Here is a 25,082-nt window from a genome sequence, read left to right as displayed (position 1 = left end):
GATTAAAAATGAAACAAAACATGAAAAAACAGTTGTTAACCAAGAAGCCATTGTCTTTAATGTTTCAATTATCTATACCAGCAGTAATTGGGATGGTAGTTATAGGCCTATATCCACTTATGGATGGAATATTTGCTGGACAAATAATTGGTGAGAATGCTATGGCGGCTTGCTCAATAGCTATGCCACTTACATTTTTTAATAATGGGATTGCAACGCTTATAGGGATAGGTTCGGCATCCATTTTATCAAGAGCCATGGGAAAAGGTGATAATGATACTATAGACAAACTTATGGGAAATCTTATCTATTGGGTTATCTTTTTTCAACGATTATAACAATAGGAGGAATACTTCTAGGACCATATTTTTTAGATTTAGTTGGAGCAACAGGAGAAATAAAGGCATTAGGAATAAGATATTTAAGAGTAATATTTATAGGTTCAATATTTGTAAACTTTACCCAGTCAGCTAATATGGTAATGCGTGGTGAAGGTCTTATGAAAAGAGCAATGACTATTATGGGACTTGGTGCCTTTATCAATATAGCTCTTGATCCAATACTAATGAAATTAATGGGTGATTATGCCATTGAGGGAGCAGCTATAGCCACTGTAACAGCACAAATAATTCAAGCTGTCATTACTCTTTATTATTTTAAGAATAAAAGTGAAAATGTAAAAATAGGGAAAATAAAAAAAGAAAAAGATATATCAAAGGAAATGTTTGGAGTAGGAGTATCAGCTATGATCATGCAAGTATTTTTCATGGTTCAACAAACATTACTTTATAAACAAGCTTTTAAATATGGTGGAGATCCAAACGCAATATTAATGTCAGCAACTTTGAGATTTTATGGGTTTTCATTTATACCAATTTGGGGAATGAGTCAGGGGTTACAGCCGATTATTGGCACAAACTTTGGAGCAAAACAATACGATAGAGTAAAGGAAACTATGAAGATATTTTCTATAGGAGGAACAGTACTTGCAGCAATTTTTTGGTTACCAGCACAAGTATTTTCAAAACAGTTACTTGGTTTATTTAAAGTAAGTCAGGATATAATTTCAAGCGGAGTTAATAATTTCAGAATATTCTATTCAGTATTTATTCTTTATGGAATTATGATTATGACAATAACTTTTTTCCAAGCGATTGGGGATGGGAAAAAAGCTGGAATGATTGTAATGCTAAGGCAGTTAATACTACTTGTTCCAGCCTTACTTATATTGCCAAGAATATTTGGAGCAGGGGCTGTTTGGTGGGCAGAACCAGTTGTGGATTTTACTATGATAATGGTAGGTTTAGCAATGCAAGCCAAGGCTCTTTCAAATATGAATGTAAAAAATTAAAAATAAAATAAAGAGAAAAAACAAAAATGGCAGAAGAATTTATTTATTAGGAGGTTTAAAATGGATAATAAAAAATTAAAAGTAAAAGATTTAGTAAGTATCGGTGTTTTTGCCGTAATTTACTACGTGTTGATGTTTGTCACTGGCATGATGGGTATGATTCCAATATTGTTTTTAATAATTCCAACAGTATTGGGCATAATTGCAGGAACTGTAGTTATGTTATTTATGGCTAAAGTTCAAAAACCATGGGCATTATTTATATTCGGCATGATATCACCACTTGTGCAGTTCGCTTTTGGAGCTACTTATGTATTGCCATTGTTTTCATTGATTGTAATGATAATAGCTGAGTTAATTAGAAAGATTGGTAATTATAATTCATTTAAATACAATATGCTTTCTTATGCAGTATTTAGCACATGGATTTGTGGAGACTTAATGCAAATGCTTTTAGCTAAAGAAAAATATATTGAAATGTGTAAGATGTATGGGGATGATTATGCAGCAACCTTAGAAAAACTAATAACTTATCCTCACATGGCTTTAGTAGCCTTAGGTGCTTTCCTAGGAGGAATAATTGGAGCATATATAGGAAAGGCTATATTGAAAAAACACTTTGAAAAAGCAGGCATTGTATAATGCCTAACTTTTCTTCAAATGCTCCCTTTAATCCAAACCCCATTAGTAAGATATTAGTTGTATTCATCACGGGTCTAACTGTTCTGAATAGCATAAATATCCGTTTTGAGTTAGCGATTGTTTTTCTTATTGGCATTTTATTTTATTTAAATGGATACAAAAAAACACTATTTAAATGGCTAATTTTATGCACAGTGCTATATTCTTTACCTAACATTGCGCTGCTATCTAAATTAAATCCCATACTTAAAATGTTTTTAAGTCTACCTCTAGCGATTAGAATGTTCTTTTTACCATTTATGGCGGCAAGCTTCATGATAAAGACCTCTGATGTAGGTGCAATAATTTCATCGATGGATAAGCTTAAAATTTCAAAAAATCTATCCATACCTATTGCGGTTATGTTTAGGTTCTTTCCATCTTTTAAAGAAGAGAAGAAAAACATTAAGATGGCTATGAAGGTAAGAGGTATAAATTTTAAAAATCCAATCAAATATCTTGAATACGTTTCAGTGCCGCTACTAATTATATCTTCAAACATTGCAGATGACATTGCTAAAGCGGCAGAAACAAAGGCAATAGAAAATCCAATTGCCAAGACCAGATATATCAGTGTAAAGATACAGTTAATTGACTTTGTCTATGTTTTAGTAATTGCTGGACTTATTGTGGGAGGCTTAATATGGTAGAAATAAAAAATTTAAGCCTTGATTATGGCAAAGAACATATAATAGATGATATATCACTATCCATAGCCGAGGGAGAGTGTGTGTTATTTACAGGAAAAAGCGGAAGCGGTAAGTCATCTTTAATAAATTCTATCAACGGACTAGCTGTAAGGTATGACAACGCAAAGACAAAGGGCGAAATAATTATTGATGGCAAAAATATAAAAGATTTGGAACTTTATCAAATCTCAATGCTTGTCTCAACTGTTTTTCAAAATCCTAAGACATATTTCTTTAATGTTAATACGACATTAGAATTATTATTTTATTTGGAAAATATTGGTCTTGCAAGGGAAGAGATGGACAAGCGTTTAAGTGATATGCTTGAAATATTTCAGATAAAAAATCTTTTGAACAGAAATATATTTAATCTATCCGGCGGTGAAAAACAAATACTTTGCATTGCCGCTTCTTATATAGCAGGCACAAAGATAATAGTTATGGATGAGCCATCATCAAATTTGGATATTAAAAGCATAGATGTTTTGACAAAGATGCTAAAGATACTAAAAGAAAAGGGCATAAGCATAATTGTAGCTGAGCATAGAATTTATTATTTGATGGACATAGTTGACCGTGTATTTTTAATAGATAAAGGCAAAATTAAAAAAACTTATACTAGAAGTGAATTTTTAAAGCTAGACAAAAATGATTTGAATGCTTTAAGCTTAAGAGATAAAGAATTAAGTAAATTAGAAGTTCCGTATTTAAAAGGCGGTGGAGAGTATCAGATAAAAAATCTTAGCTATAAATTTACTGATGATGAATGTTTAAGCTTAAAAGATATTTCGTTCAAGCTTGGTAAAATATATGGCATAATAGGATCTAATGGACAAGGAAAGTCAACTCTCTTAAGATGTTTAATTGGTCTTGAGAAAAAATCAAAAGAAGAAATTTATTTTAAAGGCGAGAAATTATCTAAAAAAGAAAGACTGAAAAACTCTTCACTTGTTATGCAAGACGTAAATCATCAATTATTTACAGATGAAGTATTCAAAGAGCTTAGTTTAGGTGTAAAGATTTTTGATGAAGAAAAGGCAAAAATCATTTTAAAAGATTTAGGCCTGGACGAATTTATTGAAAGACACCCAATGAGTTTATCAGGAGGACAAAAGCAAAGACTTGCAATCGCATCTGTTATGTGCAAAGACTCAACTTTCGTTTATTATGACGAACCAACTAGTGGCATGGATTATTCCAATATGATAAAAATATCTGAACTGATTAAAAAATATAAATCTATGGATAAAATAATTTTTATCGTTTCACATGACATAGAATTTTTAAATGAAGTAGCTGATGAAGTTTATGAATTATAAAAAAGTCAATATAAAAATTTAACACTGCAATCTTTTTAGAATGGTCTAGATTATATCTAGGCCTTTTCTTTTTATCACAGAATTGAGTACTTATTTATCACGGACTAATATTCAAAACTTTAAGATTTTGTATATTACTTTTTTATATTGATTTACTTTATAAAAAATGCTTTTAATATTAAGCAATTTATGATATAATAACTTAATATAGATAATGGGGTTATTGTATGCAAAAATGGTTTTTGAAAAACAGAAATGCTGAGAATTATTCAGCGGTTAAGAGCATAGTAAAGGATGATCTACTAGCAAAAGTTCTTTGTAATAGAGGCGTTGTCGATGCTGATGAAGTCATTGACTACTTAAACGATGATTACACAAAGATTTACAGAACTGATGGCCTTCCAGATATGGATGTGGCGCGCGAAATTATTAAGGACGCTATAGATAATCACAAGAAGATTAGAGTCGTTGGTGACTATGATTCGGACGGCATCATGTCTACTACGCTTTTACTTAGAAGTCTTAAGTCCTTCGGGGCAGAGGCTAGTTTTGAAGTGCCTGACAGAAAGGCGGATGGCTACGGCATCAATAAGCGTATAGTTGATGGCTGCATTAAAGATGATGTAGCAGTCATAATCACTTGTGACAATGGTGTATCAGCCTTTGAAGCAGTGAAATATGCTAAGGATAATGGCATCAAAGTCATTGTTACCGACCACCATTTACCTAAAATTGAAGATGGCAAAGAGATTTCTGTTGAAGCAGATGCAATAATTGACCCAAAAGTTGAAAAATCATCCTATCCATTCAAGGAGATATGCGGTGCCTTTGTCGCTTTTAAATTAATTACATATATTAGCAAAGACTACGACTTTAATCCTGATTTAATTGATGAAATTATTCAGTATGCAGCTTTTGCGACTATAACAGACATCATGCCGCTACTTGATGAAAACCGTGACCTTGTAAAGAGAGGTCTAGAGCTAATGAACTCAAGACCAGCCAAGGTATTCTATCACTTGAAGAACGAGTTAAAAGTTGATAAAGAGATAAATGTTTTTCATATTGGCTTTATTTTGGGACCATCTGTCAACGCAATAGGCAGGTTAAGTAATGCAAACCATGCAATTGCGGCCTTTGAGTCTTGTGATGACGATAGTATAATTGCCATTTGCAAGGAATTATACGCTCTTAATCAAGAGAGAAAAGATTTGACAGAGCTTGGCTACGATGTGGCAATAAAAGAGATAGAAGCGGATGAGGCTTTTGAGGACAAGGACATAATCATAGTTAAATCCAAAGATATAGAAAGAAGCGTCGCGGGTATTGTCGCTGGAAGGCTTAAGGAAAGGTACTACAAACCAGCCATAGCCTTATACGAAGAAGATGGCGTCCTATATGGCTCGGCAAGATCAATCGAAGAATACAATATCTTCGATGAGCTAAACAAGGCGAAGGAGCTTTTAAATAGCTTTGGCGGACATAAACTGGCGGCGGGCTTAGAGCTTAAGCTTGATAATTATGACGATTTTGTCAGATTTTTAAATGAAAATTCGACTCTGACAGACGAAGATAAGATAGAAAAGATATATATCGATGCCTTTTATCCAATTGATTTTCAAAAATTTTCGACTTATGACACAATTGAAAAGTTAAAACCATTTGGAGAGAAGAACCCTGCTGTACTATTTGCAGATAAAGATCTTGTTTTAAAGGACATAAGCGTTTTTGGACAGAATCGCAGCGTAATAAAGCTAAAATTCAGAACTAAGCTTGATAATATAATGATGGCTATACTATTCTACAAGGAAGATGAACTTAAAAAAGACTACGAAGATCAGTTTAACTCTGATATATACAAGGATTTAGCAAGTGGCAAGGAGATAATTATGGACATTTGCTACAATCTTAGGATTAATGAGTACATGAATAATAAGAATCTTGAAATAAATATTAAGCACTTTAGATTTAGGAGGTGAGCTTATGATAGAAGATTTAATTAAAATTATTGAAAAATACATGACCGAAGATGAAGTTGCCTTTGTTATGAAGGCTTATGAATACGCTAAGGCGATGCATAAGGATCAAAAGAGAAAGTCTGGCGAGCCTTATATAATGCACCCTGTCAATGTCGCTATCATACTCGCTGACCTAGATATGGACGTCGAGACCATCATAGCGGCGCTTCTTCATGACGTGGTTGAGGATACGCCTGCGACTTATGATGATGTAAAGAACATGTTCTCAGAGGACATTGCAAATATTGTCGATGGCGTAACTAAATTAAATAAATTAAATTACAAGAGCTCTGAAGATTTTCAAGCGGAAAACCTTAGAAAGATGATTCTTGCTATGAATAATGATATCAGAGTCATAATTGTAAAACTTGCAGATAGACTACATAATCTTCGTACGCTTGAGTATATGAACGAAGAAAAGCAAAAGCAAAAGGCTAAGGAAACTATAGAGATATATGCGCCACTTGCTGGCAGGCTCGGAATTTTCAAGATTAAGTGGGAGCTTGAAGATTTATCTTTAAGGTATCTTGATCCAGAAGGCTACTACGACTTGGTTGAAAAGATCAACAAGAAGAGGAGCGAGCGCGAGAAAGAGATCAATGAGATTATAAAGGCTATATCAACTGAGCTTGATAAGCAAGAGCTTCACTACGATATAAGCGGTAGACCGAAGAATTTCTACAGCATATACAAGAAGATGAATGGCAAGAACAAGAGCTTTGAGAGTATATATGATTTAATTGCCGTGAGGATACTTGTCGACACGGTTAAGGACTGCTACGCTGTTTTAGGTATAGTGCACTCCATGTGGAAGCCACTTCCAGGCAGATTCAAAGACTACATAGCTATGCCTAAGCCAAACATGTATCAATCCTTGCACACAACTGTTATTTCTGACACTGGTGAGATATTCGAGATACAGATTAGGACTTATGAAATGCATGAAGTGGCTGAATACGGTATTGCTGCGCATTGGAAATATAAGGGCGGCAAGGCTCAAGGCAAGGACGTTGATAACAAGCTTGACTGGTTAAGGCAATTACTTGAGTGGCAAAAAGACTTAAAGGATCCAAAAGAGTTTATTGATACGTTAAAGATAGACTTTTTCGATGACGAGGTCTTTGTTTTTACGCCTAATGGTGATGTTGTCGACCTTCCAGAAGGTTCGACTCCGGTCGACTTTGCCTATAGGGTACACACAGGCGTTGGTAACACTTGTGTTGGAGCCAAAGTTGACTCAAGGATAGTCCCACTAAACTATAAGCTTAAGAATGGTAATATAGTTGAGATTATCACGCAAAAATCAGCTTCTGGTCCAAGTAGAGACTGGTTAAAATTTGTAAAGAGCCCAAGAGCTAAACAAAAGATTAAACAATGGTTCAAGTCTAAAGAAAAAGACATCAGCATAGAGAAGGGCAAGGAGCTATTTGACAGAGAGGCGAAAAAGCTTGGTCTTGATACAAATATTCTTGATAATGAAAAGATTTATAATAAATTAGCAAAAGAGCTTTCACTTAACTCTATTAGTGATTTGTTTGCATCAATTGGCTATGGCAATTTTAAAGAAAAACTAGTTATTAATAAGATTTTAAATATTAAAAATGCTATAGAAAATATTGGTCTTACAAAGAACGAGGACGATTACCTAAAGAGCTCTTCATCGAAGAAAGATGCTACAGGCGTTAAGATCGATGGCCTTGAAGGCATGAAGATAAAGTTTGCCAAGTGCTGTAACCCAGTGCCTGGCGATGAAATCATCGGTTTTGTTACTAGAGGCTATGGTGTTTCTATACACAGGAAGGACTGCACAAACATTGCCAATTTCTTAGACTCAGACAGATGCCTTGAGGCAGAATGGGATGCCGCATCGAGTGAAAAGTTCCTTGCAAACGTTACAATTAGAGCGGTTGACAGGACAGGAATACTTTCAGAGATAACTGCTATGGCGAAAGAAGCAAATGTTGGTATACAATCACTTAGCGCGAAGAGCAATACCATCAGCGATATATTCATATACTTAACATTTGAAGTATTGGGAAAGGATGAGCTTGACAAGATGATACAAAAGCTTAAGACTATAAACGGCGTTTTGGATGTGTACAGGTCATAGATATGAGAGCAGTTGTACAAAGAGTAGAAGCAACTCGTTTAGAAGTTGATGAAAAATTAATTAGCAAGATTAATGGCGGCCTTTTGGTCTACATCGCTGTTGAGGACGACGATACAGAGGCAGATCTTGATTATATCTTCAAAAAGGTGACTAATCTAAGGATATTTTCTGACGAAGATGACAAGATGAATCTATCTGTTCAAGACATAGGCGGCGAGATACTTCTTGTTTCGCAGTTCACCTTATATGGTGACGCGAGAAAGGGCAATAGACCAAACTTTATGAAGAGCGCCAAGGCTGAAAAGGCTGAGAGCTATTACGAAATATTTAAAGAAAAGCTAAAGGCGAGTGGAATAAAATATCAATCGGGCGTTTTTGGAGCGGATATGCATATACACGCACATCTATCTGGACCGGTTACTATATTATTAGATTCAAAGAAGGAGTTTTAGATGAATATTTTTAAGAAAAATGTTGGGGTTTATGGATCAAATTCATATATCATCAGTAACGATGCTGGCGACGCTATTATCATAGACGTTGGCGGCAGTGCAGATGATTTATATGCTTACATCAAAGAGCATAATTTAAATCTAAAGGCAATACTATTGACACATGGTCACTTTGATCACGTTCTGGGCGTAAACGCTTTAAGAAAATTAACGGGGGCACCATCTTATATATCTAAAGATGATTTAGAGATGACGCAAAAAACTGATTTTATGCTAAATGACAAGATGAGGAATTATATCGACGAGCCCATCAACATAGATCATACTATTGATGAAGAAGGCACTTTGAAATTTGGCGATATCGAAGTTAATGTGATTAAGACACCAGGCCATACAAAGGGCGGCCTGACATATCAAATTGAGGACGGCTTATTTGTTGGCGACACTATATTCTTCCACTCTGTTGGTAGAAGCGACCTTTATGGTGGCAATGAAGCTGAACTAATTGACTCTGTTAATAGAGTTTTGGCTTTAGAAGGTAATTACACAATATATCCAGGTCACAGCATGAACACATCATCTGATGAAGAAAGGGCAAATAATCCTTACGTAAATGCTAAGAGAAGCTAGTATAAAGAGGATAAAGGAGCTCTTTTGGGAGTTTCAAAACATCAAGTCAGGTGTTGCTTATGAGATTTTGGATGATGGTGTGAAATTCTCTATAGATGGCAAAGAGAGGACGCTGACGGGTTTTAATGCACTTACAAATAACGAGATGAAATCTCTTATATATAAGGAGTTCTTAAAGGAAGGCCTAAGTCTTCCTTGGGGTATACTTACTGGGATTAAGCCCTTGAAGCTATATGCCAAGGCAGATGATAAAGAGGCCTTTAAAGAAAAATTTTTTATCTCAGATGAAAAGTTTGAGCTAATGGAGAGAACTTTTATAAATCAGCATCTTAACTTTGAGCCAAAATACAGCTTGTATATACACATACCATTCTGTAAGGGGATTTGTTCCTACTGTTCATTTTACACAAACGATATTACAAAGAAGGCTTATGATTTTAATAAGTACATTGACGCCGTGATAGATGAGATGAAATTTGAGAGTAAAAGAAGAGATATATCGGAGCCGGACAGCATATACATAGGTGGCGGGACGCCATCTGCAATTGATAAGGCTAATACCCAAAGGCTTTTAAAATACATTAATGAGAATTATAAATTTAAAGAGCTGACCTTTGAATGCGGCAGAGCCGATACTATGGATAAGGAGCTACTTGATATACTTGATAAATATGGTGTAAGTAGGATCTGCATCAATCCGCAAACTATGAATGAAGAGACGCTCAAAAGAGTTCACAGAAATGCTGGCCTTGATGAGCTTTATAAGGTTTATGAACTTGCTAGAGAATATGATTTTGATATCAATATGGATCTTATCATTGGTCTTGAAGGTGAAAGCAAAGATGATTACATTAACTCGGTTAAAAAGCTTATAGCTATGAGGCCTGAGTCGATTACCATACACAATTTAGCTCTAAAAAGAAGGGCAGTTCTAGCTCAAAATGACTTTAAGCTCGAAAATATTGATTTATCTAAAGAAATTTATGCCAGGCTTTATGAGGCGGGCTACGAGCCTTACTACATGTACAGGCAGAAGATGACTAACTCAAATCTTGAAAACGTTGCTTTTTCATTAAGGGGCAAGGCGTCTATTTACAATGTGATTTCGATGAATGATTTGACAAGCATATACGCTTTTGGCGCTGGAGCCGTATCAAAATACATTGACAAGGACAATTTAGAGCGCAAATTTAATTACAAAGACATTGATTTGTATATAAAAAACGTTTATAATAAAGATATATAGTATTATTGGGAGGATATTTATGGAAACAATGGGAAACTTACGCAGGAGTGACTACTGCGGGGAACTAAGGATGAAGGACATAGAAAGGGAAGTTGTACTAATGGGTTGGGTGCAAACTCAAAGAAACTTAGGACAACTTATCTTTGTTGATATAAGAGACATCAGTGGTATATCACAAGTTGTTTTTGATGAGACCATAACTAAGGATGTCTTCGAAAAGGCCAAGGGACTTAAAGGCGAATACGTTATAGCCGTTAGAGGCAAAGTTAGAGAGAGATCTCAAAAGAACCCTCATATCCCAACTGGCGATATCGAAATTTTAGCCGAAGAGCTTAAAATACTTGATACAGCTCAAACTCCACCTATTTACGTAAAAGACGATGACAATGTAGGTGAGCAAATGAGACTAAAATACAGATTCTTAGACCTAAGAAAGCCATTCATGCAAAAGACTCTTATGACAAGAGCAAAAATTTATAAAGCTTTCAGAGACTTTTTAAATGACAACAGATTTATAGAGATAGAAACACCTATACTTGGCAAATCAACTCCAGAAGGAGCTAGAGACTATATCGTTCCAAGTAGAGTTAACCCTGGAAAGTTCTTTGCCTTACCACAATCTCCGCAATTGTTTAAGCAATTACTAATGGTTTCAGGCATGGATAGATACTACCAAATCACTAAGTGCTTCAGAGACGAAGACCTTAGAGCCAATAGACAACCAGAGTTTACTCAAGTCGATATTGAAATGAGCTTTGTTGATGAAGACGACGTTATGTCAATCAATGAAAAGCTTATAGCACATATATTTAAAGAAATTCTTGACATAGATATCAAGCTTCCTTTAAGAAGAATGCCATTTGATGAAGCGATGGATAAGTATGGCGTGGATAAACCGGACTTAAGATTTGGCTTCTTGATTCATGACGTGAGCAGCATATTTAAAAACAGCGGATTTAAGGTATTTAAAGATACTGTTGACGCTGGTAATATGGTTAACGCAATCAATGTTGATGGCTACCAAGATAAATTCACTAGAAAAGATATTACTAAGCTAGAAGACTTCGCAAAGACATTCGGAGCAAAGGGACTTGCTTGGGTTAAGTATGTAGATAATGAATTTACTGGTCCTATAGCAAAATTCTTTACTGATGAAGAAAAAGAAGCTCTTATTAAAGAGATGGATATAAAGAACAACGACCTAATTTTATTCGTAGCAGATAAAAAATCCATTGTTAAGAAGACACTTGGTAACTTAAGAAATGAAATAGCAAAAGAATTAAATTTAAATGATCCAGATAAGTTTGAACTACTTTGGATCACAGACTTCCCATTATTTGAATACAGTGAAGAAGAAGGCAGATACATGGCTATGCACCATCCATTCACACATCCTAAGATTGAGGACATACCATATATCGAAGAAAGAAAAGATACTGTTAAGGCAAAAGCATATGACATCGTTATCAACGGCGAAGAAATTGGCGGAGGAAGTATAAGAATTAATAACTCTGATCTACAAGAAAAGATGTTCAAGGCACTTGGCTTTACTAAGGAAAGAGCTGAAGAACAATTTGGTTTCTTCATCGAGGCCTTCAAGTACGGTGCTCCACCTCATGGAGGCATTGCTTATGGCCTAGATAGATTCGTTCAATTACTTACAAAGCATGACAATATCAAAGACGTTATCGCCTTCCCTAAGACGCAATCAGCAACAGACTTATTAACAGGCGCGCCAAGTGAAGTTGATGACAAGCAATTGCATGAAGTATCAATAAAGGTTGATATAAATGAAGCCCAAAAGAACGATTAGGACGAGAGTTGTATTAGGAGACGAAGTTTACAATAGCTTTAAAGATGTAAATGTCTTAATAGTGGGCATAGGCGGCGTTGGCTCTTTTACTTTAGAATCCTTAGTTCGCTTTGGTATAGAGCATATAACTATAGTTGATTACGATACGGTAAGTGAATCCAATATCAATAGGCAGATATTAGCCCTTGAAGATACCATTGGCAAGAAAAAAGTCGATGTCATGAGAGAAAGACTTCTTAAGATAAATGACGAACTCGATATAAGATGCATTGACAAGATTTATTCGAAAGAGATAAATGATGAGATTTTCGATAGAGACTACGATTATGTAGTTGACGCCATTGACATGCTGAAAAATAAAATTGAGCTGATCGAAACTTGTATAGAAAAAGACATAAAGATTATCAGCGCCATGGGCTGCGGCAACAAGCTCGATCCGACTAAGCTTGAGATATCAACACTTGATAAGACGAGCGTCTGCCCATTAGCAAGAAAGTTAAGACAAAAGATAGATAAAAAAGCACAGAAGAAGATAAATGTAGTTTATTCAAAAGAACTACCCATAGAGAAAAAATTAAAGGATGATGATAAGGTGGTGACAGGGTCGATATCCTTTGTAACAGCTACAGGCGGCTTATTAATCGCGTCTAAGCTTGTTAACGACCTATTAGATGGAAGAAAATGAAAGCATAGGTAGAATTATTAAGATAGAGGCTGGCGAAATGCTAATCTCTATGAAGAGGGACTCAGCTTGCGGCTCATGCGAATCGTGTGCTGCTGGATGTGAAGCAAAAGAGCACATAATTAAAGCAAAGCCAAGAGCAAATTACAATGTAGGCGATTTAGTATCTATAAAAGTCGATTCAAGAAAGATGTTAAGAGGGGTAATGATGGTTTATTTAGTGCCACTACTAGCATTTTTGATAGGAATTTTTGCTTCAAACTATATTTTTAATAAATTAAGCTTTAAAGTTCCTGATTTTTATAGTATAATAATAGGTGTAGTCCTACTATTAATATCTTTAGTCATAGTTAAGTCATATGACAAAAGATATTCTAACGAGGACAATGATTTATTAATCATAAATAAGCTAAATTAATTTAATTAAAGGGAGGAAATTAACATGGATTTTGACAATCTAAAAAAGACAGACAAAGAGATTTTTGATGTCATCGAAAAGGAACACGATAGACAACAAGATCACTTTGAAATGATAGCATCTGAAAACTATGTTTCAAAAGCTGTTATGGAAGCAATGGGAAGTGAATTAACTAACAAATACGCTGAAGGATATCCAGGAAAAAGATACTACGGCGGATGCGAAGTAGTTGACATCGCTGAAAACATTGCTAGAGATAGACTATGTAAGTTATTTAACGCAGAACACGCAAACGTTCAACCACACTCAGGAGCTAATGCCAATATCGGTGTTTACTTCTCAATATTAAAACCTGGCGACAAAGTATTAGGTATGAACCTTAACGAAGGTGGTCACTTAACACACGGTTCACCAGTTAACATCTCAGGATCATTCTTTGACTTTGCTGCTTATGGCGTTGACTCAAAGACAGAAGTTATCAATTATGATACAGTTAGAGAAATAGCTCTAAAAGAAAAACCAAAGCTAATAGTAGCTGGTGCAAGTGCTTATCCAAGAATCATCGATTTCAAGAAATTCAGAGAAATAGCTGATGAAGTAGGCGCTATGCTAATGGTAGACATGGCACACATCGCTGGTCTAGTAGCTACAGGCTTCCATCCATCTCCAGTACCTTATGCAGATTTCGTTACAACAACAACTCATAAGACACTAAGAGGACCTAGAGGAGGAGCTATACTTTGTAGAGAAGAAAACGCTAAGAAGCTTGACAAAGCTATCTTCCCAGGAATCCAAGGTGGACCACTAATGCACGTTATAGCTGCAAAAGCAGTTGCATTTGGTGAAGCACTAAAACCAGAATTTAAAGATTATTGCAAGCAAATCTGTGACAACGCTCAAGTACTTGCTAAAGAACTTGATAAATATGGATTCAGATTAATTTCAGGCGGTACAGATAACCACCTAATCCTAATCGATATCAAGAAGAAAGGCTTCACTGGTAAAGAAGCTGAAGCAATGCTTGGTGAAATAGGTATTGCAGTTAACAAAAACACTATACCTAACGAAACTGAATCTCCATTCGTTACAAGCGGTATCAGAATTGGTACTCCAGCTTTAACAACTAGAGGATTCAAAGAAGACGAAATGAGAGAAGTTGCTGAAATCTTCAGAGATACATTTGATACATCAATCGACAGAAAACAAATCAGACAAAGAGTATCAGACATCTGCAAGAGATTCCCAATGTACGAAGGTATATTCTAAAAAACGAATAAAGATTATATTAGAAGCGAAAGATATCTTTCGCTTCTTTTTTATGCGCGATAATGGCATAGGAAGCATATTGATCTAAGCATAAATCATAAAATAGAAAAGTCGTTTTACGCTTAAAACGATATAGCTAAATCGATATTAATCTAAATTGTATAAGCAATTCTATATTAATGAGAAAATATATCTCTTAATAGATATTAAAGTGTTGAAAACTGCCTGCCTTTGTGTTATAATAATTAAGATAAGGAGGTGTCTGTATGAATAGAGCTGTAGTTAGTATAGTCGGCAAACCAAACGTTGGTAAATCAACTTTATTTAATAAGATTGTGGGTAGAAGAATATCTATCACTGAAGACACACCTGGTGTAACGAGAGACAGGATATACGCTGAAGCAAGCTGGCAACAACACGTTTTTGATATCATCGACACTGGTGGGCTTGATCCCTTTGATGATGATAAGATCATGTCAAACATTCGTAAGCAAGCGAACATCGCCATCGAAGCGTCTGATGTGATACTCTTTGTAGTTGATGGAAAAAATCCTGCCACTGCACTTGACCATGAGATTGCAAATATATTAAGAAAATCAAATAAAAAGGTTATTTTAGTCGCAAACAAGACTGAGGGCAAGATAAAAGATGAGTTTTACAGTGTTTATGAACTTGCTTTAGGCGAACCGATATCAATATCTGCTGAGCAAGGCCTCGGTATAGGGGACCTTCTTGATGAGATTGTAAAGAACTTCCCTGAAGACAGAGACTTTGAAGAGAAAGAAAATTTATTAAAGGTCGCTTTTATCGGAAAGCCAAATGTTGGCAAATCATCCTTAACAAATAGAATCTTAGGCGAAGAGAGAGTTATAGTAACTGATATCGCTGGAACTACAAGGGATGCGATTGACTCATACATCAATATAAAAGGACAAGAATTCATGTTCATTGACACAGCAGGGCTTAGAAAGAAGTCTAGAGTTGATTCTTCTGTTGAAGCGTACTCGCAAGTTAGAACGCTTTCAAGTGTTGATAGAGCTGATGTCTGCGTATTTTTAATAGACGGGATTGAAGGCTTTACTGAGCAGGACTCAAAAGTAGTTGGCTACGCTCACAATCAAGGCAAGGCCATAATCATCTGCGTAAATAAATGGGATATAGTAGAAAAAGATTCGAAGACTATGAAAACATTTACTGACAGCCTTAGAAATAATCTGCCGTTCTTATCATATGCGCCAATATTATTTATTTCGGCACTAACTGGTAAGAGGGTAGATGAGCTTATTGACAAGATTATGGAAATAAATGAATCATATAGCCATAGGCTTTCAACTGGTTTATTAAATGACATAATCGCAAACGCGACACTAATCAATCAGCCGCCATCAGACAAAGGTAAGAGGCTTAAGATACTTTACGCAACACAGTCAGGCACTAGGCCACCAGAGTTTACCATATTTGTCAATGATAAGGAGCTAACACATTTTTCATATACAAGATTTTTGGAAAATCAAATAAGAAATGTTTATCCTTTCGAGGGAACATCCATAATCATAAACTATAAGAACAGGAGCGAGTAATGAAGGTCGTAATATTATTTCTTCTTTCTTACTTGATCGGCTCGGTCTCAAACTCTTATATCTTAGGCAAAGTATTTAAGATGAAGGACATTAGAGACTATGGAAGCAACAATGCTGGCGCTACTAACGCGTTTAGAGTCTTAGGAGCAAAGCTTGGTATAATCACGCTGCTCTTAGACGTATTAAAGGGCGTTTTAGCTGTGTATCTAGCTAGATACTTTGAAGTGGATTATGCTCAGTACATCGCTTTACTAGGCGCGGTCCTTGGCCACGATTTCCCATTCTACTTGAATTTTAACGCAGGCAAAGGCGTTTCAACAACTGTAGGCGGAATAATTGCCATAGACTATAAGCTCGGAGCAGCGATTATAGTTTTAATGTTTATTATAGTTTTGATCACAAAATACGTTTCATTAGCGTCTTTACTTATGTTCATAGGCTTCTTTGTATGCACATGGCTTAAGTTTAAAGAGATAAATTTAGCTGTAATTCTTAGCTTTGCAATTGCCGCTCTTGGCATAATAAGGCATGCTAAGAACATTCAAAGACTAGCAAAAGGAGAAGAAAATAAATTTTATATATTTAAAAAGTGAGGCAGAGTTTTGAAAATTTCAATTATAGGTGGAGGTAGCTTTGGTTCAGCCTTAGCTATACATCTAGCAAAGAGTCAAGAAGAATTAAGTCTATACATTAGAAATAAGGATTCTTACAACTTAATAAAAGAAACTCGTATGAATAAAAAATATTTGAAGGAAGTCAAAATTCCTGAGAATATAGTTTTGCTTAACGATATAGAAGAAGCGGTTAAAGACGCTGATATCGTTGTGCTTGCGGTACCAAGTCAGGAGCTTAGAAATGTTTTAAAGACTATTGAAGCTTATATTAATGAGGATAAGATCTTTGTTAATGTTAGTAAAGGTATTGAGATAGCTACACTTAAGACTATGAGCGAAGTCTTCTATGAATTCAATCCAAAGGGAAGATTTGTTTCATTATCTGGTCCATCACATGCAGAGGAAGTTGCTGTCGGCATACCGACAACCATAGTCAGCGCTTCAAAATCTGTATCTGATGCAGAATTAATTCAAGATGTATTTTCAAGCGATAATTTAAGAGTATACGTTAACGATGACCTTTTAGGCGTTGAACTTGCTGGAGCAACTAAAAACATTATTGCTTTAGGAAGTGGTATATGTGAGGGAAGAGGCTACGGTGACAACACTAAGGCGGCACTTATCACAAGAGGTATACATGAAATAACTAAGCTTGGACTTGCGCTTGGCGCTAAGGCATCGACTTTCTATGGACTTGCTGGTATTGGTGACTTGGTCGTTACTTGCACTAGTAAGCACTCGAGGAACAAAACTTGTGGCGTATATATTGGCGAGGGCCAATCTGTAGAAGGTGCCATTGACAAAGTTGGTATGGTTGTAGAAGGCATAAAGACTACTAAATCGACTTACATGCTTAAAGAAAAATACTCTGTTGAGATGCCTATAGTTGATATGATGTATAAACTTTTATACGAAGACTATCCTCTAGACAGCGTTGTAGCTGAACTTATGGGTAGACCGCTTAAGCACGAGATGGAAAAGTATGAAGATAGATAAGAAGAACGGCAAAGGCTTCTCAAGTTTTTTAGGAGCGCTAGTTGCTTTTATATTTATAATCATAGCTTTTAACACCATAATCACATCCTTCTTTAAAAAGGATATCAAGACTGAGACGCCTGTTGAAGAAGTTTTTTATAATTCGGTTGCGATGAACTCAGCACTTATTAAGACTGAAGAAGTTTATCAAGCGGGTAGAAATTCTTATTTCACGACACAAGCTAAAGAAGGCGAAAAGGTAAAAAGAGGTCTTGAAAACTTAAGTGTAACAAAGAGCGCTAACGATCTTATCGATAAAAAGATTGATGCAATAAATAAAAGGCTAAAGGATCTTGATTATGACACTTCTGGCGAAGAGAGCTTTGACCAAAAGGCTATGAATAAAAAGATTAAGGCTTTACAGATAAGCATAAATCAAAAGAGATACGAAGATCTTTCTCAAATTTTAAATAGCAGTGAAGATGAAGAGGATAAATACTACGAAAGTATTAAAAACTACTCCATTGACAAGCTTTTAGAGATGAAGGACGAGCTAAACGAAAGCAAGAGAAGCGAGGCTCCAGCCGTAAAAGTGTCGATGTCGGGTATAGTTAGCTACTTTATCGATGGACTTGAAGATAAGTATACAAATGAAAATTTTGATGCCTTATTCGAGAAGGATTTGATTGAAGATAGCAAGAGCTACAGCCTAAACCAAGGCAAGAGCAATGACAATTTCAAGATACTTGATAATTTCTCTATGAATATACTTGCTTTTTCAGATGATAAAAAGCTTGAAGATGTCAATGTGAACGACGTAGTACTGATTGAGTGGGACTTAACAGGAACAAAGACTTATGCGAGGGTACTTAAGAAAGAAAAAACTGGAGATACTTATAAATTTCTATTAAACATAAGAGAGAGAATATCCGAGCTTTATAAAGATAGATTCTCAAAGATGGAAATCATTTTTGATGAGTATAAGACATTTAAACTACCAAAGAGCGCTTTAGTTGATAAAGGAAGCGAAAAAGGGGTATATATAAAGGACATAGATAATACTATAAGATACAAAAGAGTGCTCTTAGTTGGCAGCGACCGTGACAATATCTACGTTATGAGGACTGACGATAACGGTCTTATGAAGTATAAGAAGCTAAAGTTTAAGAGCATAAAATATTATGACGAAGTTGTGGTATTTCCATCTACTGTAAAGGAGGGCGACATACTATAATGAGTGTAGGAGAAAATTTAATAGATCTTTTAGAATCTATTGACAAAGAGATTGATCTTGCAGGTAGAAAGAAAGATGAAGTAAAGCTCTTGGCAGTAACAAAAACTGTCGATGTAGAGAGGATCAAAGAGATAAAAGAATTTGGCCTAAAAGAGATTGGAGAGAACAAAGTTCAAGAGATAGAAGAAAAGTATGACGCTTTAAAGGACGACTTCGACTTTCATATGATAGGTAGCCTTCAAAAGAACAAGATTAACAAGCTTCTAGGCAAGATAAAGCTGATTCATTCACTTGATAGCTTGAGTCTTATCGAAGCGCTTGACAAAAGGCTAGCAAATAATAATATGGAGCTAGATGGCTTATTGCAAGTAAATATCTCGAAGGAAGAGTCAAAGAGCGGCTTTTACAAGGATGAAGTAGAACAGGCCCTAGAACAGATGCACGAGTACAAGAACTTACATATCGTGGGCTTCATGACGATGGCGCCATTCACAGAGGATGAGGCTGTTGTTAGAAACACATTCAGAGGCCTTTACGAGCTAAAGGAAAAGCTGGCGGCAAAGAATTTTGACAATGTTGACTTAAAGTATCTATCCATGGGTATGACACATGATTATAAAATAGCAATACAAGAAGGATCAAATATATTGAGGATTGGCTCAAAGATATTTGGCGAAAGAAATTATTAGGAGGTTTATTATGGCTTTTATGGACAAAGTAAAGTATTTCTTAGGCTTTGGCGATGACGACGAATACGATGAGGAATACTATGACGAAGAAGAGGATGAAGTAGTGGAAGAAGAACCACAAAGAGAATCATCTTTCTTCTCAAAGAAGAAGGAAAAGGAAAATATTGTTCCTATTCAAAGAAAGACTGGAGCAATGATTATCACAGTACAAGAACCACTTGGCTATGACGAAGCACCACTTATTATCGATGACTTAAGATTAGGTAAGGCAGTTGTTGTAAACTTCGAACAACTTGAAGCAAGTGTAAAGAGACAAATTTTTGACTTCATCAATGGCGGTATCTATGCTATTGACGGAAGCATTCAAAAAGTGACAAGAGACATCTTTGTTTTAGCACCAAAGAACATCGCTATAGACGGTATTAAAGACGAACTTAAAAACAGAGGCATGTTTCCATTTTAATGAATAAGTCAAAGAATTTAGATCATATAAGTACTGAGAACAAAGAGATTGCAAGAAGGGTTATAGATCTTTGTGAGATAGTGTCAAGGACTAAGTCCACTGAGTGCACAGACTTCTACAACCCTTTTGAAGTGAAAGAACTCACTTCGCTTATCAATACTTATGATACTATAAGATTTAGCCTTATTGGGAATGAAGATTCTGAAAGTAAGGCTATTTTAATTTATCCTGAATACATGGACGAGGTAAATCCGGCTGACTATGTAAGTCTAGTTAAGATAGATAAAAAAGATTATGACATCGCTCACAAAGCCGTTTTAGGTTCACTTCTTTCGCTAGGCATCAAGAGGGAAAAGCTCGGCGACATCATAATAAATGACGAAGCTATATACTTTTACATCAGAAACGAGATTTTGGATTACGTTTTACTTAATCTTGAGAAGATAAAAAACTATGGCGTCGAGCTTGAAGTAATAGATTTAGCTACGCCTATATCAAGAGATGTGAATTATGAAGAAAAGCTCGTTACATGCGCATCAGCAAGACTTGATTTAGTTTTATCAAACGTATATAATCTATCTCGTAATGACGCGAAAAACGCCATCGAGGCAGGCCTTGTTAAAGTAAATTACAAAGTCACATACAAGATTAGCGAGACGCTTGAAGTTGGCGACATGGTATCGATGCGCAGACGCGGAAGATTCATAGTCGGTGACTACTTAGGTCTAAGCAAAAAGGATAAACTCAAACTTATTATAAAAATTATAAAGTAGGTGTTACATGATTTATTTTTTAATAGTCGTACTAGCAGTAGCCTTGGATCAAGTCACTAAGTACTTTGCCAAGCTTCACTTAGAGGGCGAAGCTGCATACGAAATAATTCCAAACTTTTTTTCTTTTGATTACGTTGAGAATAGAGGAGCCGCCTTTGGCATTATGCAAGGCAGACACATTTTCTTCTTCATCGTAACTTTCATTGCAATAGCGATAATTTTATACATCTTCATAACAGAGTACGATACGCTTATGGGATATGAAAAAGTATTTTTGTCATTTTTCTTAGCAGGCATCTTAGGTAATTTCATCGATAGAGCCTTTAGAGGCTACGTTATTGACTTTATTTCATTTAAGTTTGGCTCGTATCAATACCCTTGCTTTAACCTTGCTGATAGCTACATGTGCGTTATCATTGTTCTATTTATCGGCTACTACATCTATAGAAAGATTAAAGATAAAAATGCAAGCAAAAGAAATTAAGCTTAATAGCGAAGATGCTGGTCAAAGATTAGATGTATTTTTGGCAAACTTTGATAATAGCAAAACGAGATCTATGTATAAAAAGCTTATTGAAGAGGGATACGTATCTGTCAATGGTAGCGCTGTAAAAGCGTCTTACAAGTTAAATGCAGGTGACATCATAGAGATAAGAGAGAAAGAGTCGAAACGCTTTGAAAAAATCGATATGGACATAAATGTCTTATATGAAGATAATGACATAGCTGTTATCGACAAACCAAGGGGACTTATAGTTCATCCTACAAATGATGAGGAGATAAGTCTTGTAAATTTCTTGCTATATAGATTTGCTTCACTAAGCGATATTGACGAGACAAGGCCGGGCATCATCCACAGGCTCGACAAAGACACGAGCGGTCTTCTTATAATAGCGAAGAATAATGAAGCGCATGAAAAGATGAAGGATCTCTTCAAGTCGAGAGAGATATACAAAGAGTACATCACCATCTGCGTGGGTAATTTTGATGATGAAGTGACTCTAGTTGATAAGGGCATAATGCGCGACCCGATTAAGAAGATCAAGATGTGTGCTTCAGATGAAGGCAAAAGGGCAATCTCCGAAATCCATTTACTTAAACAAAATGATGATTATGCTTATTTAAAGGTAGTTATCAAGACGGGAAGAACGCATCAGATAAGAGTGCATCTTGCTTATCTAAACCATCCTGTTCTTGGTGATAGGACTTATGGCTATCGTGGCAAAATAAAAATGGACGGACAAGTCTTACATTGCAGAAAAGTAAGTTTCATCCATCCAATTACAAATAATTTAATAGAAATAGAAAGTGAAGTGCCAGCTTATTTTAAAGAGGCACTAATCAAAACGAATTTATATAAAGCTAAAGATCTACAGTGATGGTTTTAAAGTTCACATAGTTAACGAGGCCGGTCTTGCCACTTGGATGTTTCTTAACATTCTTCCTCGTAGTGAAGTCAACATCAACCTTGTTAGAGTCTTTGGCTTTTGAGTTTTTTGCGGCAATTTCAGCTGCGAAGAGCAAGAGCTCGTCACTTGGGTAGCCATCTGACTTGATTACAACGTGCGAGCCAGGAAAGCCCTTGACGTGCATCCACACATCGTTTTTGTCAGCGACCTTGAAAGTGATGTACTCGTTTTGCAGATTGTTCTTGCCATAATACACTTTACTCGTATCGTCATAATCAATAGAATGTATGGCGATTTTTTTTGGCTTATTTTTTATTTTTTTATCCTTTTTAATGTATTTATTCTTAATAAGCTCAAAGTATATCTCGTCAAGGTTCTTTACATCGTCAGTTCTATCGATAGCGTCCATCACAAGCTCAAGATAATTTATCTCGTCCTCAGTATTTTCGATTTGCTTTTCTAAAACTATCTCTCTTTGCTTCATCTTTTGATATCTCTTGTAATATCTTTGCGCATTTTGCACAGCAGATAGCTTTTGATCAAGAGGTACTGTGATCTCATTCATATTGTCATAGAAGTTCTCAAGCTTTATCTCTTTAAGTCCCTTATTTATTTTGTGTATATTTGAAGAGATAAGGTCGGCGTAGACCTTGTAAGCCTCTCTATTGGCACTTTCAAGCATCTCTTCTTTTTGCTTTTGTAATTTATTTCTCGCTCTCTTAAGGTTAGCGCTTACAGTGCGCCTCATGTTTTGCGAACGCTGCGATATTCTGTCCTTTTGGTCCTTTTCATAATAGTACTTATCAAGAAGCTCACTTATACTTTCAAAATTTTCTTTCTCGAGCGAGGCATATTGATTTAGGCTAATGGCGTTGTAGGCGCTCTTTCTTTCGCTTAGCTTATAAATATTGAAGCTATAATTATTTTCTCTCACTTCATCAAATGTGGATATGAATGATGAGACAAGCCTATTCGCAGCGCTATCATCAAGATTTTTTACTAAGTTCTTCTCGTCAATAGCTGCATCAAAAAGTATTTTGTTTGCAATTTCAGTACTTAAACCAAGGAAGGATCTCATAAGAAAGTCTCTAATCTCAAGCTCTGCATTATCCATCATCATCACTTTAAGCCTTTCTTCATCAACGCTAATAGGTGAGACTCTATCAAAGACAGGCGGCCTTTCATATATAAGACCTGGTTCTATCTCTCTCTTGCTTGACATTATAGTCGAAACTCTTTTTATTGCATCAATAATCTTGTGATCTTCGTTACAAAGAATTATGTTTGAGTACTTGCCCATGATTTCAACAACAAGATAGTAAAGAGCTTCTTCGTGAAATTCGTTGTAGCCTTTAAAGACGAACTGAGCAGCTCTATCGAAGCCAAATTGCTCGACTTTAACAAGCTTCGAGCCAGATAGATTCTTTCTTAGTATCATTGAGAAGAGTGGCGCTTCAGTTGGATTTTCTTTACTGACCTTGCTCACATAGAAGCGCGGGTTATTGCTCGAGGCACTTACTAAGACCTTGAAAGAAGTATCTTTGCTCCTCATATTGATCATTATCTCATCTTTTTCAGTTTGATATATCTTATCGACCCTCGATCCGATGTAATTACTATTGAACTCATCAGCCAAGGCTCTTGTTACTATTCCGTCAAATGACATCTAATCACTCCTTACTTATATTATATACAAAGATAGTCTATTTAAATATGAAGAATTTGTCATATTCTATATATATTTTTATAAATAAATGGTATAATATAAACATAAGGAGTGAGACTATGTTAAAGAGTATGACCTCATATGGTTCTAGTGAATACGTTTGTGAAAAGTATAAGATAAAATTTGAACTAAAGTCTGTGAACAACAGATACTTTGATTTAAACCTAAGAAGCCCACGCTCGCTTATCGAGTACGAGGACAAGATTAGGCTTGCGATTAAAAAGAGAATATCAAGGGCAAAGATAGATTGCTTCCTAACAGTGGTATTCTTAGAGGATGACCCTAACGATGTGGAAGTGGATTTAGTATTTTTAAGAAAGTATATGAAGGCTCTTAGCTTAATTAAGGAAGAGCTTGGCCTTGATGACGAGATTAAACTTGAAGACATTATTAATCAGCAAGAGATAATAAGCGTAGTGAAGAACAATTATGAAAATGATGAGTTTTTAGATATAATGCTTGAAACGCTTGAGAAGGCGCTTGATAACTTTGACGATATGAGAATAAGAGAAGGAGAAAACCTTAAACGCGACATATTAAACAATCTCACTGCAATTGAAGAGAATGTAGATAAAATCAAGGAAATATATATCAATTACACTGATGAATACAAAGAAGACTTTATGAAGAAGTACAATGAACTTATTGAAGACAAGAGCATCATTGATGAAAAGAGGCTTGAGTTTGAACTTGCACTATTAATTGACAAATACGCCATCGACGAAGAGATAGTTAGGATGTATAGCCACATATCTCAATTCAAGTCCATGCTTAATTCTGATGAGGCCATTGGCAAGAAGATGGATTTTTTAATTCAAGAGATGAACAGAGAGTCAAATACTATATTAAGTAAGACTAAAAACATTGATATCTCTAAAATAGGTGTCGAACAAAAGAACCTTATCGAAAAGATTAGAGAGCAAATACAAAATATAGAGTAGGTG

At 35.6% G+C, this 25,082-nt stretch carries 24 protein-coding genes and 1 pseudogene; 24 read left to right on the top strand and 1 reads right to left on the bottom strand.

What is annotated here, in order from left to right; translation table 11 throughout:
* Positions 1-8 precede the first annotated feature (8 nt).
* From AC1EJ0_RS03000 to AC1EJ0_RS02890, 23 genes and pseudogenes are all read left to right on the top strand, one after another.
* Positions 9-502: pseudogene (locus tag AC1EJ0_RS03000) on the top strand (MATE family efflux transporter); the annotation flags it as partial.
* Positions 476-1,351: an MATE family efflux transporter gene (locus AC1EJ0_RS02995; protein WP_480023975.1), complete on the top strand. Its 876-nt coding sequence runs from the start codon at positions 476-478 to the stop codon at positions 1,349-1,351. The pseudogene AC1EJ0_RS03000 and the gene AC1EJ0_RS02995, both read left to right, overlap by 27 nt.
* Positions 1,352-1,411: 60 nt before the next feature.
* Positions 1,412-1,993 (top strand): MptD family putative ECF transporter S component, encoded by a 582-nt coding sequence (locus tag AC1EJ0_RS02990; protein WP_480023169.1) that lies wholly within the window; start codon positions 1,412-1,414, stop codon positions 1,991-1,993.
* Positions 1,993-2,682 carry an energy-coupling factor transporter transmembrane component T family protein gene (locus AC1EJ0_RS02985; RefSeq protein WP_480023170.1) on the top strand — a complete coding sequence of 230 codons (690 nt, stop codon included), beginning with the start codon at positions 1,993-1,995 and terminating at the stop codon, positions 2,680-2,682. The genes AC1EJ0_RS02990 and AC1EJ0_RS02985 overlap by 1 nt, the downstream gene beginning before the upstream one ends.
* On the top strand, positions 2,676-4,040 hold the full coding sequence (locus AC1EJ0_RS02980) for an ABC transporter ATP-binding protein (RefSeq protein WP_480023171.1): 1,365 nt from the start codon (positions 2,676-2,678) through the stop codon (positions 4,038-4,040). Before AC1EJ0_RS02985 ends, AC1EJ0_RS02980 begins: the two co-directional genes overlap by 7 nt.
* Positions 4,041-4,267: 227 nt before the next feature.
* On the top strand, positions 4,268-6,019 hold the full coding sequence (gene recJ, locus AC1EJ0_RS02975; protein WP_480023172.1) for a single-stranded-DNA-specific exonuclease RecJ: 1,752 nt from the start codon (positions 4,268-4,270) through the stop codon (positions 6,017-6,019).
* 4 nt (positions 6,020-6,023) lie between these two features.
* Positions 6,024-8,168, top strand: coding sequence for a RelA/SpoT family protein (locus AC1EJ0_RS02970; protein ID WP_480023173.1), 2,145 nt, complete (start codon positions 6,024-6,026; stop codon positions 8,166-8,168).
* A 2-nt stretch (positions 8,169-8,170) separates the two neighbouring features.
* Positions 8,171-8,620, top strand: coding sequence for a D-aminoacyl-tRNA deacylase (gene dtd / locus AC1EJ0_RS02965; RefSeq protein WP_480023174.1), 450 nt, complete (start codon positions 8,171-8,173; stop codon positions 8,618-8,620).
* Positions 8,621-9,250, top strand: a complete 630-nt coding sequence (locus AC1EJ0_RS02960) for an MBL fold metallo-hydrolase (RefSeq protein WP_480023175.1) — start codon at positions 8,621-8,623, stop codon at positions 9,248-9,250.
* Positions 9,234-10,496 (top strand): coproporphyrinogen dehydrogenase HemZ, encoded by a 1,263-nt coding sequence (gene hemZ, locus AC1EJ0_RS02955; protein ID WP_480023176.1) that lies wholly within the window; start codon positions 9,234-9,236, stop codon positions 10,494-10,496. The genes AC1EJ0_RS02960 and hemZ overlap by 17 nt, the downstream gene beginning before the upstream one ends.
* A 19-nt stretch (positions 10,497-10,515) precedes the next feature.
* Positions 10,516-12,309, top strand: coding sequence for an aspartate--tRNA ligase (aspS, locus tag AC1EJ0_RS02950; protein WP_480023177.1), 1,794 nt, complete (start codon positions 10,516-10,518; stop codon positions 12,307-12,309).
* The gene (locus tag AC1EJ0_RS02945; RefSeq protein WP_480023178.1) at positions 12,287-12,994 is read left to right on the top strand and encodes a tRNA threonylcarbamoyladenosine dehydratase; all 708 of its coding nucleotides are present in this window, start codon (positions 12,287-12,289) and stop codon (positions 12,992-12,994) included. The genes aspS and AC1EJ0_RS02945 overlap by 23 nt, the downstream gene beginning before the upstream one ends.
* Positions 12,981-13,409: a SoxR reducing system RseC family protein gene (locus AC1EJ0_RS02940; RefSeq protein WP_480023179.1), complete on the top strand. Its 429-nt coding sequence runs from the start codon at positions 12,981-12,983 to the stop codon at positions 13,407-13,409. The genes AC1EJ0_RS02945 and AC1EJ0_RS02940 overlap by 14 nt, the downstream gene beginning before the upstream one ends.
* Positions 13,410-13,433: 24 nt before the next feature.
* Positions 13,434-14,675, top strand: a complete 1,242-nt coding sequence (glyA, locus tag AC1EJ0_RS02935; protein ID WP_294985285.1) for a serine hydroxymethyltransferase — start codon at positions 13,434-13,436, stop codon at positions 14,673-14,675.
* A 266-nt stretch (positions 14,676-14,941) separates the two neighbouring features.
* Positions 14,942-16,255: a ribosome biogenesis GTPase Der gene (der, locus tag AC1EJ0_RS02930; RefSeq protein WP_480023180.1), complete on the top strand. Its 1,314-nt coding sequence runs from the start codon at positions 14,942-14,944 to the stop codon at positions 16,253-16,255.
* Positions 16,255-16,848: a glycerol-3-phosphate 1-O-acyltransferase PlsY gene (gene plsY / locus AC1EJ0_RS02925; RefSeq protein ID WP_480023181.1), complete on the top strand. Its 594-nt coding sequence runs from the start codon at positions 16,255-16,257 to the stop codon at positions 16,846-16,848. Before der ends, plsY begins: the two co-directional genes overlap by 1 nt.
* Before the next feature lie 9 nt (positions 16,849-16,857).
* Positions 16,858-17,865, top strand: coding sequence for an NAD(P)H-dependent glycerol-3-phosphate dehydrogenase (locus AC1EJ0_RS02920; protein ID WP_480023182.1), 1,008 nt, complete (start codon positions 16,858-16,860; stop codon positions 17,863-17,865).
* Complete coding sequence (locus tag AC1EJ0_RS02915) at positions 17,852-19,078, top strand: biotin/lipoyl attachment domain-containing protein (protein ID WP_480023183.1); 1,227 nt, start codon at positions 17,852-17,854, stop codon at positions 19,076-19,078. The genes AC1EJ0_RS02920 and AC1EJ0_RS02915 overlap by 14 nt, the downstream gene beginning before the upstream one ends.
* Positions 19,078-19,767 carry a YggS family pyridoxal phosphate-dependent enzyme gene (locus AC1EJ0_RS02910; protein WP_480023184.1) on the top strand — a complete coding sequence of 230 codons (690 nt, stop codon included), beginning with the start codon at positions 19,078-19,080 and terminating at the stop codon, positions 19,765-19,767. The genes AC1EJ0_RS02915 and AC1EJ0_RS02910 overlap by 1 nt, the downstream gene beginning before the upstream one ends.
* A gap of 10 nt (positions 19,768-19,777) precedes the next feature.
* Positions 19,778-20,230, top strand: a complete 453-nt coding sequence (locus AC1EJ0_RS02905; protein ID WP_294797005.1) for a cell division protein SepF — start codon at positions 19,778-19,780, stop codon at positions 20,228-20,230.
* Positions 20,230-21,003, top strand: coding sequence for a YlmH family RNA-binding protein (locus tag AC1EJ0_RS02900; protein WP_480023185.1), 774 nt, complete (start codon positions 20,230-20,232; stop codon positions 21,001-21,003). Before AC1EJ0_RS02905 ends, AC1EJ0_RS02900 begins: the two co-directional genes overlap by 1 nt.
* A gap of 7 nt (positions 21,004-21,010) precedes the next feature.
* Positions 21,011-21,487, top strand: coding sequence for a signal peptidase II (gene lspA, locus AC1EJ0_RS02895; protein ID WP_480023186.1), 477 nt, complete (start codon positions 21,011-21,013; stop codon positions 21,485-21,487).
* Positions 21,468-22,382, top strand: coding sequence for an RluA family pseudouridine synthase (locus tag AC1EJ0_RS02890; protein ID WP_480023187.1), 915 nt, complete (start codon positions 21,468-21,470; stop codon positions 22,380-22,382). Before lspA ends, AC1EJ0_RS02890 begins: the two co-directional genes overlap by 20 nt.
* Here the strand turns inward: AC1EJ0_RS02890 and AC1EJ0_RS02885 are convergent.
* Complete coding sequence (locus tag AC1EJ0_RS02885) at positions 22,366-24,078, bottom strand: Rqc2 family fibronectin-binding protein (protein WP_480023188.1); 1,713 nt, start codon at positions 24,076-24,078, stop codon at positions 22,366-22,368. The two genes, AC1EJ0_RS02890 and AC1EJ0_RS02885, sit on opposite strands and share 17 nt — an antisense overlap.
* Positions 24,079-24,197: 119 nt before the next feature.
* On the opposite strand from AC1EJ0_RS02885, the gene AC1EJ0_RS02880 reads away from it, so the two are divergent.
* Positions 24,198-25,079, top strand: coding sequence for a YicC/YloC family endoribonuclease (locus tag AC1EJ0_RS02880; RefSeq protein WP_480023189.1), 882 nt, complete (start codon positions 24,198-24,200; stop codon positions 25,077-25,079).
* The last annotated feature ends 3 nt before the right edge of the window (positions 25,080-25,082 follow it).

The organism is Fenollaria sp. C0166D3 (assembly GCF_056590255.1).
The sequence above is the reverse complement of the archived record's forward strand: the minus strand, read 5'-3'. Positions and strand labels throughout refer to the sequence as shown.

Excerpts from the sequence above, each read along its gene's own strand:
- AC1EJ0_RS02995 (WP_480023975.1), top strand. The coding sequence starts at position 476 with ATGGTAATGCGTGGTGAAGGTCTTATGAAAAGAGCAATGACTATTATG.
- AC1EJ0_RS02990 (WP_480023169.1), top strand. The coding sequence starts at position 1,412 with ATGGATAATAAAAAATTAAAAGTAAAAGATTTAGTAAGTATCGGTGTT.
- AC1EJ0_RS02985 (WP_480023170.1), top strand. The coding sequence starts at position 1,993 with ATGCCTAACTTTTCTTCAAATGCTCCCTTTAATCCAAACCCCATTAGT.
- AC1EJ0_RS02980 (WP_480023171.1), top strand. The coding sequence starts at position 2,676 with ATGGTAGAAATAAAAAATTTAAGCCTTGATTATGGCAAAGAACATATA.
- recJ (WP_480023172.1), top strand. The coding sequence starts at position 4,268 with ATGCAAAAATGGTTTTTGAAAAACAGAAATGCTGAGAATTATTCAGCG.
- AC1EJ0_RS02970 (WP_480023173.1), top strand. The coding sequence starts at position 6,024 with ATGATAGAAGATTTAATTAAAATTATTGAAAAATACATGACCGAAGAT.
- dtd (WP_480023174.1), top strand. The coding sequence starts at position 8,171 with ATGAGAGCAGTTGTACAAAGAGTAGAAGCAACTCGTTTAGAAGTTGAT.
- AC1EJ0_RS02960 (WP_480023175.1), top strand. The coding sequence starts at position 8,621 with ATGAATATTTTTAAGAAAAATGTTGGGGTTTATGGATCAAATTCATAT.
- hemZ (WP_480023176.1), top strand. The coding sequence starts at position 9,234 with ATGCTAAGAGAAGCTAGTATAAAGAGGATAAAGGAGCTCTTTTGGGAG.
- aspS (WP_480023177.1), top strand. The coding sequence starts at position 10,516 with ATGGAAACAATGGGAAACTTACGCAGGAGTGACTACTGCGGGGAACTA.
- AC1EJ0_RS02945 (WP_480023178.1), top strand. The coding sequence starts at position 12,287 with ATGAAGCCCAAAAGAACGATTAGGACGAGAGTTGTATTAGGAGACGAA.
- AC1EJ0_RS02940 (WP_480023179.1), top strand. The coding sequence starts at position 12,981 with ATGGAAGAAAATGAAAGCATAGGTAGAATTATTAAGATAGAGGCTGGC.
- glyA (WP_294985285.1), top strand. The coding sequence starts at position 13,434 with ATGGATTTTGACAATCTAAAAAAGACAGACAAAGAGATTTTTGATGTC.
- der (WP_480023180.1), top strand. The coding sequence starts at position 14,942 with ATGAATAGAGCTGTAGTTAGTATAGTCGGCAAACCAAACGTTGGTAAA.
- plsY (WP_480023181.1), top strand. The coding sequence starts at position 16,255 with ATGAAGGTCGTAATATTATTTCTTCTTTCTTACTTGATCGGCTCGGTC.
- AC1EJ0_RS02915 (WP_480023183.1), top strand. The coding sequence starts at position 17,852 with ATGAAGATAGATAAGAAGAACGGCAAAGGCTTCTCAAGTTTTTTAGGA.
- AC1EJ0_RS02910 (WP_480023184.1), top strand. The coding sequence starts at position 19,078 with ATGAGTGTAGGAGAAAATTTAATAGATCTTTTAGAATCTATTGACAAA.
- AC1EJ0_RS02905 (WP_294797005.1), top strand. The coding sequence starts at position 19,778 with ATGGCTTTTATGGACAAAGTAAAGTATTTCTTAGGCTTTGGCGATGAC.
- AC1EJ0_RS02900 (WP_480023185.1), top strand. The coding sequence starts at position 20,230 with ATGAATAAGTCAAAGAATTTAGATCATATAAGTACTGAGAACAAAGAG.
- lspA (WP_480023186.1), top strand. The coding sequence starts at position 21,011 with ATGATTTATTTTTTAATAGTCGTACTAGCAGTAGCCTTGGATCAAGTC.
- AC1EJ0_RS02890 (WP_480023187.1), top strand. The coding sequence starts at position 21,468 with ATGCAAGCAAAAGAAATTAAGCTTAATAGCGAAGATGCTGGTCAAAGA.
- AC1EJ0_RS02885 (WP_480023188.1), bottom strand. The coding sequence starts at position 24,078 with ATGTCATTTGACGGAATAGTAACAAGAGCCTTGGCTGATGAGTTCAAT.
- AC1EJ0_RS02880 (WP_480023189.1), top strand. The coding sequence starts at position 24,198 with ATGTTAAAGAGTATGACCTCATATGGTTCTAGTGAATACGTTTGTGAA.